Source organism: Paraburkholderia phymatum, from assembly GCF_040965635.1.
In the GTDB taxonomy this organism is placed as follows: Bacteria; Pseudomonadota; Gammaproteobacteria; order Burkholderiales; family Burkholderiaceae; genus Paraburkholderia; species Paraburkholderia phymatum_B.
Genome location: NZ_JBFRCH010000024.1, coordinates 76,808 through 89,538 on the forward strand (window position 1 = coordinate 76,808; position 12,731 = coordinate 89,538).

General features: G+C 60.2%; 10 protein-coding genes and 2 pseudogenes. 4 read left to right on the forward strand and 8 right to left on the reverse strand.

Going from position 1 to position 12,731, the window contains the following annotated elements:
- Positions 1-2: 2 nt before the first annotated feature.
- The 4 genes from AB4Y32_RS29540 to AB4Y32_RS29555 form a co-directional block, all read right to left on the reverse strand.
- Positions 3-521 (reverse strand): phage tail protein, encoded by a 519-nt coding sequence (locus AB4Y32_RS29540; protein WP_368724711.1) that lies wholly within the window; start codon positions 519-521, stop codon positions 3-5.
- Positions 522-532: 11 nt separating this feature from the next.
- Positions 533-2,263, reverse strand: coding sequence for a phage tail sheath family protein (locus AB4Y32_RS29545; RefSeq protein WP_368724712.1), 1,731 nt, complete (start codon positions 2,261-2,263; stop codon positions 533-535).
- Positions 2,264-2,315: 52 nt separating this feature from the next.
- Positions 2,316-2,558 carry a hypothetical protein gene (locus AB4Y32_RS29550; protein ID WP_368724713.1) on the reverse strand — a complete coding sequence of 81 codons (243 nt, stop codon included), beginning with the start codon at positions 2,556-2,558 and terminating at the stop codon, positions 2,316-2,318.
- A gap of 378 nt (positions 2,559-2,936) precedes the next feature.
- A complete protein-coding gene (locus AB4Y32_RS29555) occupies positions 2,937-3,917 on the reverse strand; it encodes a sigma-54 interaction domain-containing protein (RefSeq protein WP_368724714.1) in 981 nt (326 codons plus the stop codon).
- A 671-nt stretch (positions 3,918-4,588) separates the two neighbouring features.
- Here AB4Y32_RS29555 and AB4Y32_RS29560 point away from each other — a divergent pair.
- The 3 genes from AB4Y32_RS29560 to AB4Y32_RS29570 are packed head-to-tail and all read left to right on the forward strand — an operon-like array spanning position 4,589 to position 7,635.
- Positions 4,589-5,398: a hypothetical protein gene (locus AB4Y32_RS29560; RefSeq protein ID WP_368724715.1), complete on the forward strand. Its 810-nt coding sequence runs from the start codon at positions 4,589-4,591 to the stop codon at positions 5,396-5,398.
- Positions 5,399-5,438: 40 nt separating this feature from the next.
- Positions 5,439-6,239, forward strand: a complete 801-nt coding sequence (locus AB4Y32_RS29565; protein WP_368724716.1) for a hypothetical protein — start codon at positions 5,439-5,441, stop codon at positions 6,237-6,239.
- A 13-nt stretch (positions 6,240-6,252) separates the two neighbouring features.
- A complete protein-coding gene (locus AB4Y32_RS29570; RefSeq protein ID WP_368724717.1) occupies positions 6,253-7,635 on the forward strand; it encodes a hypothetical protein in 1,383 nt (460 codons plus the stop codon).
- Between the two features lie 162 nt (positions 7,636-7,797).
- Here the strand turns inward: AB4Y32_RS29570 and AB4Y32_RS29575 are convergent, their stop codons facing one another.
- The 4 genes and pseudogenes from AB4Y32_RS29575 to AB4Y32_RS29590 form a co-directional block, all read right to left on the reverse strand.
- Positions 7,798-8,019 carry a hypothetical protein gene (locus AB4Y32_RS29575; RefSeq protein WP_368724718.1) on the reverse strand — a complete coding sequence of 74 codons (222 nt, stop codon included), beginning with the start codon at positions 8,017-8,019 and terminating at the stop codon, positions 7,798-7,800.
- Positions 8,016-8,264 (reverse strand): annotated as a pseudogene (locus tag AB4Y32_RS29580) (ATP-binding protein); the annotation flags it as partial. The gene AB4Y32_RS29575 and the pseudogene AB4Y32_RS29580, both read right to left, overlap by 4 nt.
- A 512-nt stretch (positions 8,265-8,776) precedes the next feature.
- Positions 8,777-9,754, reverse strand: coding sequence for a phosphorylase family protein (locus AB4Y32_RS29585; protein ID WP_368724719.1), 978 nt, complete (start codon positions 9,752-9,754; stop codon positions 8,777-8,779).
- Between the two features lie 27 nt (positions 9,755-9,781).
- Positions 9,782-11,361 (reverse strand): IS3 family transposase gene (locus AB4Y32_RS29590; protein WP_439899858.1). Its coding sequence is split into 2 segments (ribosomal slippage): positions 9,782-10,878 and positions 10,878-11,361, totalling 1,581 coding nucleotides; the frame shifts between segments, so codons are not numbered across the junction.
- Positions 11,362-11,389: 28 nt separating this feature from the next.
- Between AB4Y32_RS29590 and AB4Y32_RS29595 the strand changes: the two are divergent.
- Positions 11,390-12,397: pseudogene (locus AB4Y32_RS29595) on the forward strand (transposase); the annotation flags it as partial.
- Between the last annotated feature and the right edge of the window lie 334 nt (positions 12,398-12,731).

Sequence of the window (12,731 nt, forward strand, 5' to 3'; positions counted from 1 at the left end):
TCCTACGCGTTAAGGGTCGGCTCGGTCGGCTCGGTCACCGACGTATCGCGCTCCCATCCCTCGTTTTCCAGCTTCAGGTGCTGGATCGCCACCGCATTCGCGTTCGCGTCGAGATCGGGCTGCGCCTGATATTCCGATACCCAGCAGCGGAATACCTTGTAGGCGATGACCTTCTGGCCTGCTTCGTTGTACAGCTCGATGATCAGGTCCTTGCGGAAGTCCGCGAGCGACACCTCGGCGCCGAGTCCGGCGCCCAGGTTCCACACCTTGTTCGCCCATGCCTCGAAGTCGACATCGTGCGTGACCCCGCGCTCGAGCGTGATCGCATCGAAGTCGGTACGGCCGGGCGATTTGCGCGTGGTGCTCGGATCGCCGCCCTCGCGGTGCTTGACCACCTCGGTCGTGCGCTTGAGCATGCTGACCTTGCTCACGCCCGCGACATAGTGGCCATCCCACTTCACCTTGAATTTGAAGTTCTTGTACGGATCGAAGCGTTTCGGATTGACACTGAATTGCGCCATGTTCGTGTACCTCACGCTGAGCCTGACTGGCCGGCAAGCTGCTGGATCTGCAGCACCACGAATTCGGCGGGCCGCAGCGGCGCGAACCCGACCAGAATGTTCACCACGCCGATGCTCTGGTGATACGGCGTGGTCGTCTCGCTGTCGCATTTCACGAGGTAGGCCTCTTTCGGAGTGGTGCCCGCGAACGCCTGCTGCAGAAACAGCGACTGCATGAAGGCCTGCACGTTCAGCCGGATCTGCGACCACAGCGGTTCGTCGTTCGGCTCGAACACCACCCACTGCGTGCCGCGGTACAGGCTCTCCTCGAGATACAACGCGAGCCGCCGCACCGGCAGATACTTGTAGTCGTCGGTCAGCGCGTCCGCGCCGCGCAGCGTGCGCGCGCCCCACACGACATTGCCGGTGAAACGGAAGTTGCGCAGGCAGTTCACCCCGAGCGGATTGAGCTCGCCGTTGTCCGCGTCGGTCATCGGCACGCTCAATCCCTGCACGCCGACCAGTCCGGCCGCGGTGCCGGCCGGCGCCTTCCACACGCCGCGGCTCGCATCGGTCTGCGCGATCACGCCGGCCACCGCGCCCGAGGGCGGATAGTTGTCGAGTTGGCCCGGCCGCAGCGGATCGGCCTCGATCAGCATCGGAAAGTAGATTGCGCCGTAGTCGCCGTTCGCCGTCAGATTGAGGCCCGCCGGACCCGCCTTCGCGTCATCCACCGAGACCCAGTTGCTCGGCGGATCGACCAGCAGCACCGCGCGGCGCGACTTGCAGTACGCGAGCGCCTGCGGGTAAAGGGTGTTGAAGAAATCGCTCCCCGATGTCCACGTCGGCGCATCGGGCGGGATGCACAACAGATTGAAGATGTCCGCGTTGTCCAGCGCGTGAATGCCGGTCTTGCTGCCGTCGGTCGGCAAGTAGATCTTCGTGCTCGTGATGTTTCCGCCATCGGAGCCGCCGCTCAGGCTGGGCCACAGCGGCGCCGCGGCCGCTTGACCGGAAGACGACGACGAAGACCCCGAGCTCGACGAAGATCCGGAACCCGTCGGTGCATTCAACGGAATCGTTTGCGGCGGCCTTGTGCCGGGCAGAATCGGCACTTTGTTGACATCCAGTTGAACTCGCACCAACTGCGACTCGACTGCCAGCACGCGGTCGACCCGGCGCGAGCCTTCGACGACGGACACATTGCGGATCGTTTCACTGAGGCCGCTGCCGGTGTCGGTGACGAGAAGATCGAACAAATCCCCTGCTGCGTAGCCAAGGCTCTGCAGCACCGTGTCGTCCAGATGGTCTTGCAGCACCACATGAACCTGAACGAGATTGCCCCAGTTGCCGGGGCTCGTCGCCTGTAGCGCGAGACCGATCGAGTTGGTGCCCGCCGCGTCCATGCGCGCGATGCCGTCTGGCTCCGTCTGCGGCGACGGCGGCGCGCCGGAACTCGACGACGAACTCGAGCTGCTACCGGACGAGCCTGAGATAGCCGACCAGACGCGCACGATGATCGCCTGGCCACCGCCGTTCGCGAAGAAATCGCGCACCGAGTAGCTGAGCGGATAGTTGGCGACGATGCCGCCGAACTGACGGCCGAAATCGGAGAAGCTGTTGATCACCGTCGGCGTATTCAGCGGGCCACGAGCGGCACGGCCGACGAAGGCGGCAATCGAGGTCGGCACGCCCGTGATCGCATGGACGCCGCTTGGCAGCTCTTCGACGTAGACACCGGGGTAGTTCAGGGTAGCGGGCATGTGTCGACTTCCTCCAGGCAGGCTGAGTCAAAATTTGCGGATCGCGGCACGGCTAGCCGTTGGCGGCACGATAGATCACGTGCCCATCGGGCAGCTCCGTGCGGCTCAGCACGCCGCGCCGCTCCAGCTCCGCCAGCGCGCGCTGCACCTGTTCGTCGCTGGCGTCCTCGCGCCGTGCATCGAGCCACCAGCTGCGAATTCCGTCGGCGCTATCCGCGGCGTGGGGATACAGCGCCACATAGGCCTCGATCTCGCGTTCCAGATCTCGAACCATTTGATCGTCCGCCGTCGCCATGTCCGCCCGCCGAAAGTTAATGGGCTGCCGCGACGAATCCGGGTGCAAGGACGGTGCCAGCCGCATGCGCACCGTGCATCAAGGCGCGCGACTCACAAGCAGGCTCGCTGCTGCGGGAGGACGTCCCCAGCGCGCCGGCACACGCAGCGCTTGACGCGCGGTGGTTGCTGAGGCCTCGCGGCTTTCTCCACATGAGGGGAAAGCGCCTCAATTGACAACGCATCGCCGGTTGACTATGTTGAAAAGGCCCAAGGTAGGGACGGCGATGCCGGGGGGTTCGAATCCCCGTGTTTGTGAATGAAATGGGCGAGACACGAACGCGTCTCGCTTGTTTCTTGGGGTGTGCGCAGGCCGACTGGGCGTGAGCCGCTACCAGTCTCAATTGAAGTTCTGACGCACAATTCCGTGCTTGCGCAACAGTTTGCCGAGGTCGCTGCGATCCTTGCCCGACATACGTGAAGCAAGGCTCAAATTACCGCGCGTCCTCGATAACAGTGCTTCGATATAAGACCTTTCGAAATCGGCTATGGCCTTTGCTTTTGCCGATCTGAAGGTGTCGATGGCCAGCGCTTCATGGCCCGCAGCCGCTTGAGGCGAGCGCGCTCTTTCCATGCTCGACAGCGTGACAATCGATCCCGTCGAGAGGATGAACTCGCGAGCGACCAGATTTTCCAGTTCACGTACATTCCCCGGCCATCGATAGCTGTTCATCCGATCGAGCGCTTCGGGATGAAATGCCTTGGGCGGATGGCACGATCGCTTGTTGAGCCGTTCGAGAAAGGTTTCGGCTAGCACGTCCACATCGCCATAGCGATCGCGCAGCGGCGGCAAATGCAGCGACAACACGTCGAGGCGAAACAGCAGATCCGGCCGGAACTGTCCGCGTTGCACCATCGCTTTCAGGTCGGCATTGCTGGTGCCGATGATCCTGACGTCGGCGCAATGTATTCCCGATGCCCCAATCGGCCTGTACTCCTTGTCCTGTAGAAAACGCAGCAATGAAACCTGGACACGCGCGTTCATTGCTTCGATTTCGTCCAGAAACAGCGTGCCGCCGTTCGCCTGCGCGATCAGCCCTTGACGTGTCTCGCGCGCATCCGTGAAGGCGCCGCGCACGTGGCCGAATAGCTCGCTTTCAACCAGCGCCTCGGGCAACGCGCCGCAGTTCACTGGAATGAACGGGCCGTCGCGCCGGGCGCTTAGATAATGAATAGCACGCGCAACCAGTTCCTTGCCGGTGCCGGTTTCACCGTGCACGAGCAAGGTCATGTCGCAAGCCGCAAACTTTTCAACCGAGGCCATCGCGGCTACAAAGGCCCCGGACTGTCCGATCAGGTTGAACCGTGCCAAATCTTCCATTCGGCACCTCCCGTCACCTTTGAGCGCGCGAGCGTCGCGTTTGCGAAATCAAACGAATAGACAGCGATTGATTTGAAATCGATTGCTAACGGCGGGACCGCTTCGGCATGCACCAACATGGTCCTTCGCTTTGCACGGGTGATTGCGCGATGCAATTGCATGAAAGGCCGCTTAGGCTCCATTAGTTTAGCTGTCGGGAGAAGCACGGCAAGCCGGTTTTTATGGCGGGCGCGCGATTGCGCCAAATAGAACGGAAGTGAATAGTTAATCCAAAGAATAGAATTTTCCAATTCACATTGGACCGATGCGGAATCGGCAACTAGCTGTCTCAAATCGATTAGCGACGTACAGCGCCGCGTTTTTCCCGACAATCGCGATTTTGCGGGCGGTGCTCAAAATGCCATTCGACGATGCGGCGGGTAATTCAATTCGTTTAGCATAATTTCGTACCTGCTAGGGCCGGGTATTCGCCCGTTGACGATCACGTATCGCGGATACGGACGGCAGAGCAGGCAGCCTCGAAGCGACAGCGGCGGCTCGCTTCCAACGCCGCGAGCGTCGCGAATGGAACCTTGCTGTCGTTTCGACTATAAAACAGCCATGAAATGCCTCGCGATGAGGCCTCTTCTTTCGGCTAGATTGACCGCTTCATGCTCCGATGGGGTTGGCATGTGAATAACGATACGGCCACGGCAGGCGGGCAGCCACCGGCACACGATCCGGCGGTGCGAACAGCAGGCGACGCAACAATGCTTGGCGTCGAGGAACGGCTCGCCTCTGTTGAGCGCGAAATCGAAAAGCCGAAGCCTTCTCTTGAAGCACGACTGTCGGCATTGGAAAAACGGTTGCCCGCCACTAAAGACAATTGGGACAAGCTTGGCATTTTCGTCAGCCCGTTTGCGACGATCTTGACAGGGGTCGTGGTCGCGCTGGTCAGCTACTACCTGACGGGAAGGATCACCAACGCTCTCGAACGGCAAAAGCTCCAGGAGGTGAACATCACCGCCATGCGGGATACGTTGATCAAGCTCAATAGTGCCGATGTTTCGCAGACGGAAGCCGAAGCCAGCGCGCTTGCGCTGGCCGCATATGGCGAGTATGCGGTCGTTCCGTTTATCACGGTGCTGGATAGCGGCGGCGACGTGCGCGGTCCCGCGGCCATGCATGGCTTGCGCGCCGCGGCACTGGTTTCGCATGAAGCCGTCTGCGACCGGTTGGCACAAGTTCTCGATAATCGCACGCAACTGTACCGATGGCAAACGCACCGCACGACCATCACGCTGATCGGCGAAATCGGTTGCAAAGGAAAGACTGCAACGGCGGCACTGAACAACTATAGTGAGTTGACAGGCTGCACGCGAACCAAACCGGAACTTGCGGCATACCAGAACGTAGTCAGCGCGGAGTCGGTTCCCACGCAGGAAAGCATCGATCTTTTGTGCAAAGCGCTCGACAGGACGCAGCAACTCGTGCAGCGCTAAGACATCACGGCAAGCGCCGTGCAAGCGGACAGGAAGCGATATGAGTGGCGATTTCAATCGTCAATCGAAATGGGGTGCTGCCTTGGCTACCATGCTGATGTGGCCGATGGTCGTTGCAGCACAACAACCGACGTTGATCGAATGTGGCTATTCGAGCCAGACCTATAAGCTTCTGCTCGATCAATTCGCGTATACCGATCCCGCGTTGTCGAGCGACCCGGAACTCGGTCCTCTTCCTCAAAGGTTGCAGTGGAACCTTAGCAACAACGAGAAAATGCTCGAACTCGAAAACCAGAGAGTGCCTTATCAGGCTATCTGGTGTAGGGGGCGCTCGCCACGCGACGGCAGCGAATTCAATTCAACCGTTACCGATGCGCTGAATTCCAGCAATGTGATGCTCGAAGTCTGGGGCACACTGGACGCGAAGATCGCCCATGGTCATGTGTCGGATCGCGTGGCGAAGCTGGGCTACACCATCATTCCCGTACGGTTCTATGAGAGTGCTGGCCCCGCGGGCCTCAGCGGCATCTATCAGGTTGAATATGCCGGCAGCCAAGGTCAGCCAGGCCAACTCATGGTGGATCTGCTCGGTCAGGCGCAAGAACTGAAGGCATACTGGAAAGTCGCGGTCGGCATCAAGGCAATGAAAGCAAACGACTATGACGTTGCACGAGGCTACTTATGCCAGGCCGCCGTTGAACTGCGAGCTGTCAAGCGCCCAGACAATGCATTGACCGCCTACGTCCAGCAGTCGGCGGCAAAGGTGGTCGACACCGCACGAAAAGACACCGCCTATCACGGCAGCCTGAAGCTGGTTGGTGCGGACCAGCCTTGCTCGTAGCGGGACAGCATCCATGCGGACCCTCTCCCGTTACACGATCATTTCGCAGCGTGCCTGCATCATGCGATCGCGCTTCCTCGCCAGCGTGCTGCTCGTGCTCTTGGCGGCTTCGAGCGGTCAGCTTGCACGTGCCGGTGGGGTCGCCCCCTGCGAGGAACCGATCGTATTCGAAGGCAGTGCGGTGAATGTTCTGGTACTTCCGTATGCAGCAGGCGTCGGCTTCGATGAACGCGTGACCGCAGTCGGCACGCGGCTGGGTTTGCTGATCCAGCAAGATTCCCTGATCCGGCTTGCGAAGTACAGCAGCATCGCGGTTGTCGATCTCGTACCAAGACTGGCGGGGCAAACCCAGCGCCCTTGCAGTCCGGCAACGGTGTTGGGTATGGTGCTGGGCAGAACTCCCGGTGCGCCGCGGCATATTCAACCCGGCAAAGGGGTCGTGCTGGTCTGGGGGAGCATTTATCAGGAAAAGGACGATATCTACATTCAGACATTCGCCCGCTTTCTACGGAACGGTGAAACAGAAACGATCACCGCGACGCCGCCCGATGCGAAGTCGAACACTATTCGCTTCACCGGCAACGTCCCATGGCAGTCGTTTGCATTCGAACCTCATCGCGTCACACAAGCCGATCTCGACAACATAGAAAAGACTTACGAACAACTGGCGCGCCTTCACACCCAAGCCAGCGATAGCGCGCCCGCCACGCCGTTGTTGCGCGACCCGGCGGTTCCGGTTGCCTATCAGGTGCTTGAAATCAAAGGCGAGTGGATGCGAGTCAAAGAACTCTATTTCGGCAAGGAAGGCTGGTTGCGCTCGAGCGGTTCCAACACGAAGTGGCCGTTGCTCGATCGAATGCCCGAGCTGAACTTTATCGACGGACTGGTTGGCTATCTGCAATACAAGGAGGCGCTTGCCGGAAAAGGACCGCAAGTCAGCGCCAAAACCGCCGCCATGCTGGGCAGCGACGCCTTCCAGCGCTATGAGCGCGGCGCCGCAAGTTCGGCACCGGAGGCGCGCGCGGCATCGATGAGCTTGCGCGCCGTCATGATGCTCGACCCGCAGCAGGCTAACCTGTCCGGTCCGGTCGAGCTGTTCAGCCAGTCCGCGACCCTGGCTCCACAGAGCGCGGAAGCGCGCAACCTGCAAACGATGTTCCGCGCGGCTCGCTGTTGTGCGAGCTCCGATCCCGCTAAAGAGGAGCAAGCCATTGTCGCGAACTTTCTGGGAGCCCTATCGCTCGACCCGGGTAACCGCAACCTTGTCGCGAACCTGGAAAGCTTTTACAGCCTGCTTGCTTCACGCCCCGACGGCCAGCACGCATTCGATACGAACGAGCTATCGAAGCGCCTAGTGCAGGTACGGGACGTGAAAGCGCATCTCAAGCAGGAGTAGTGGTCGATCAGTGCCCTCAATCCGACGCTTGCCTGACCATCTGGCAAGCCGTGGAAGCTGATGTTGACGGCTGTGTAAATCCGACACTAGACGGCGGCGCAAGGTCGAGTAAATCGCTTAACAACGAACGGCGGCCGATGCCGGCCGCCGTTAAGCGTCCTTTCAGAACGGGTCCGCGATATCATCAGTGTCGCCGACGTCCGGAGGCGATCGCTGTTGACGGATCAGTTCGTGCAGTTCGACGCCGTAGCGCATCCAGATGCGCGCACGCAGATCGCTGAGCAGTTCAAACACGGCGAACGCCTGCTGGGGCGACCATTCGGCATCGATCAGGAAGTCCAGTCCGCGAGACAGGCCCGATGGCAGGTGCGTGCGCCGGCTCATGGTTTTTTCTCCAGGCGCGTGGCGTTACGCCTGCTGGCACGCTGCTCGGATCGCTCGCGCGCTTCATTGACGCGATACGACTCGCCCTCGATTGCAATGACCTCGGCGCGATGCACGAGACGATCGACCAGCGAGACGACGCAGGCCGCATTCGGGAACACCTCTGACCATGCCTTGAACGGTTTGTTGGTCGTGACCACCGTGCTTGCGGCACCGTACCTGCGACTGACGAACTGCTCCAGCACGCCCTTTGCTGGCTGTATGGGCGTCGCATTCTGATACGCGCCGAACGGAAGCTGTGCGATCTCGGCCGTTCGATTTGGTCGGACGTTGAACGGGGTCTGCTCGCGCTTATCGAGGCAACGGTCACGGAAACGTAGTTGATGCACGTCGATGCTGTCCTCTCCGCCCAGCACGGGACGTCCGGCATGAGAGTTCTCGAATAGCTCAAGACGCCACCGGCGCGACACAGCCCTACGACGCTTACCGAAACTCTCGCAAAGGATAACGCGGAGCTTTTTCCCGTCGTTCCGCACCCGGGTGGCCACCGCTGCCGAAGCCTCCGTGCCCTCATCGTTGATCTTCACGACTGACTGGGTGTGCTGGCTTCCGGAAAACTCGTGGTAGATCTCGAGGCGCGCAGTAACGATTTTCTTCTGCGGCGCAGGCTCCTAACCGAGGGATACTTCACGTTGGCGTCCCGGCGATGGCGCGCCCGCTGCGCTGCGCCTTTCTAGGCATAGTCTCGGATGACGTCCTAAAAGCGCTGATAGTGATCGTCCAGGTACAGCCCGCAATCCGTGAGGAACCTAAAGATGGCGTCCAGTTCAGTCTTCATATCGGAGACCGTTTGCTTGAGTTGCAGCGTAACACGGGCCTTTGCCATTGGGTCTGACATTAGTGGCAGTTGAGGGTGGACGTCTTCCCAGACCGCATAGTAACTTTCGAGCGTCCTTTCCCGAACCCGAATGTGTCGCAACTGCTCCGCAGGCAACCGTTGCAGATCTTGCCCGGTAATCGTCTGAATTACTGCGCCATGCTCTTTCGCTACCAGTTCGATCCCCGCACCCTCATACTGCACCCGATGGGCACCTCCCTTGTCCTTGCCGGTCAACAAGAATTCCACGGGTCCTGCCAGCTTGTCGACCATGGCCATCGTCTTCGCGGTCGCGGCAATCGCTTCCGACACGTCTTCATAACTGTTCCGGAGTTCTCGCGGCCCAGGCGGCGCGAGTAGGCCGCTGCGCACGAGTCCCACGGCATACGCGGCAGCTACTTCGCTGGCGTACTGACGCCAGCGAAGCACGGCCGAATTGCCCTTCTGCCCATCCGCCAAATCCGACACTCCGCGGACCATGAAGAAGTTCGTCTCATGTTGGTGAGACGCCGCCGCCGCCCCCCCTGCCTCCATTTCCACACCGACGAGCTTGGGATGAAGGTCGATGAGCCGCTGTAGCGCCTGAGCATCGTTGATGACCTTGTCGCCGCTAGCGACTGGCCCGAAATGCACTTGCGGTTCGCCAGGCGACGGGCGCGATTTGAGCGACTTCACCCAGCTACGATCCTGGAAGTTCAAGCTTGCTTGTAGAAGCCGCTGGCTAATCGGCGGATATGATGGTCGCACCGCCGTCCGGCCGGGTTCGATTTTCTGTAGCTCATAATCCACGATTTGCGTTGAGACCAACACGTCCCCGACTGTGACGTTTTGCGTGGCGAAGCCTCCGGAAATTTTCAAGCTAGTTGTCGCCTCAACGAATAAATTTCAGGCGGCCTTTCTCTCCTGGCTACGGCGTTGCGGGGCGACGCCCTGGTTGTCGATGCGATCCGGGTTCAGGTGCACAGCATCTACGCGCTGCCAGTTGCGTGTACGGCCTTTCCATCGGAGCGGATTGCGCTGCCTTGCAGTCTCGTAGAGCGCCGCGCGTCGATCCAGAATGTCCTGATCGAGGTTGGCATGACGCTGCGCCGGCGTCACGAACCGGATCGCGCTGTGACGATGTTCGTGGTTGTACCAGCGCACCAGTTCGCCCACCCAGGTGCGCGCGGCAAACAGGGTATCGAACGCCTTGAGCGGATAAGCGGGCCGGTACTTCAGGGTCTTGAACAGCGACTCGGAATAAGGGTTGTCATTGCTCACGCCCGGGCGACTTAACGACGGCATGACACCCAGTGCCTGAAGGGTGGCGAGCATCGTCGCGCCTTTCGTCGGGCCGCCGTTATCCGAATGCAGGATCACCTGATCGGACTGTATCGCTTCGCGTGCACAAAGGTCCCGGAGGACTTCGCTGGCCAGCGCGCTGCTTTCCTCCGCATAGACCTGCCAGCCGACGATCTTGCGACTGAATACATCCAGAAACAGGTACAGATAAAAATACTGTCCACGGATCGTCGTCGGCAAATACGTGATGTCCCAGGAATACAACTGGTTCGGCGCGTCGGCGCAAACCGAACGTGGTTTGCTGCGAGCGTGGGCCGGCCGTTCGCTGCGCCGATGGGCGAGTTGCTTCTCGGCTTTCAGTACCCGGTAGAACGTCGATTCCGAGGCGATATAGCGTTGCTGGTCTGCCAGTCGCGGCACGATCTGGCTTGGTGGCAGATTACCGAATTCGGGCGAGTTCGCGACCGCCAGCAGCTCGGCGCGTTCGTCGGCAGAAAGCTCGTGGCGCGGCTCATGGTGCCGTAACGAGCGCCCGTCCACCGCGTCAGGTTCGCCGCGTTGCCAGCGTTGAACGGTCCGGGCACTGAGCCCCAGAATGTTGCACGCGTGTGCCTGGCGAGCCCCGGCCAGGGTCGCCTCGTTGATCAGGCTGATCAATGTCTTGCGCTCTTCAGGAGCCGTCATTCGGCCTCGCCCTCGAACAGCGCGCGGTAGTTTTTTTGCAGTACCAGTAGCGCCGCAGCTTCAGCCAGCGCCTTCTCCTTGCGTTTCAACTCGCGCTGCAGCTGGACATTGGCCTGCTTCAGATCCCGCACCTCCTGGGCGCTCTCGCGCCGGCTACCACCGATTCCACCAGCGGCGCAGAAGTCCGCTCGCCACTGCGCGAGATGATGCGCAAACAGGCCGCGCTCCCGACACCAGCCGTTCAATGCTTCGTCGACCAGCCCGTGGCTCTCCTGCAAGGCCATCAGCCGTTCTTCCAGCGACCAATCTTCCGGACGTCTTGCGTCTCCGGAGCCCGAGCTCCGGTTCGCGGCGGCGGCGCCTCTCATCCATTTCCTTAATGTCAGTACGTTCACGTTCAATTCGTCGGCCACTGCTCCAACCGTGCGGCTCCCGCGCTGCAGGACCTTCGACAGCGCCTGCTCCTTGAACTCAACAGAATACGTTTGTTTCGCCTTCAACCTGCACCTCTGACTCTTCTTGATAAGAAAGTTCAGAGGCGACAACTACTATGACGCCGGGGGTAAGATTGAGAGACGCCAGGAGCAGATCGAACAAAGCATTCAACGCTACCTGGATGCACTGGAGACAGCCGATCGCACGCAACCAGCCGAGGTAGAGGCGAAGACCGAGCGTTTGCGGGAAAAGATCGAGACGCTGCGCGAACAGATGCGCGATCTGGATCGTGCAGCAGTGCTCCTGAGCAAGTTACCGGAGAAGCAGGTCTCGCTAACTGATCCCGATTCACGCTCGATGATCTCCCAAGCCAAGGGCACAGGTGTCGTTGGCTACAACGTTCAGGTAGCTGTCGATACCAAACATCATCTTGTCGTCACCCACGAGGTCACGAATGTCAGCAGTGACCGGGCACAGTTGAGCACGATGGCCAAGGCTGCGCGCGACGTCATGGGCAAGAAGAAGATCAAGGCACTTGCAGACCGTGGATACTTCAACGCGCCAGAAATCAAGGCTTGCGCAGACGCGGGCATTGCGGCACTGGTACCGAAATCGCAGACCTCAGGTGCGAAGGCTGACGGGAGGTTCGATCGGTCTGACTTCATCTATATTGCCAAGGACGACCAGTACCTGTGTCCGGCCGGACAACGGGCAATATACAGATACACCTCGCTTGAGGGCACCAATCTGCTGAAAACGCATACCTACTGGAGCAGTGCATGCCCGCGATGCCCGATCAAAAGCAAGTGCACGCCGGCTGATTACAGGCGCATCCGCCGGTGGGAACACGAAGCGGTACTTGAGAAGATGCAACTTAGACTGGATCGCCAGCTTGACGCAATGACGATACGACGTCGAACGGTTGAGCACGTGTTCGGCACCCTCAAACACTGGATGGGTTCGACCCGCTTCCAGACGCGCGGGCTTGGCCGCGTTGCAGCTGAAATGAGCTTGCATGTGCTGGCTTATAACCTCAAACGCGTCATCAGAATTCTGGGATTCGCTGGCGCGATGCGGGCAATGAAGCTGCGGGGCGCGTAATCTAACGGCGCTCGAATCACTCGCGGGTGGGCAACGCAATCGCCCCGATGCACGCAATCTGGCGCGCGGCAAATGCGCGACATCACTTCCTTTGCAAGCCGGCCGGCCCAGGCGTTTTTACACAGCCTTATATGGACACCACCCGGTTTGCCAGGTCGATCTTGATGTGACGCTTGAACGAGGTATCGGCTGCGGTCTTATATGCGGCCTTTTTGCAAGCCGAAGCTGCGGGCCCTGATGGAATTCGCCAGGAACGTCCTCATCTCGGCCACGTGCTTGAAGCACAAGACTGTGTTCAGGTTTGCGTTCCTGCGGTCCGACCTGTCTCGCCATC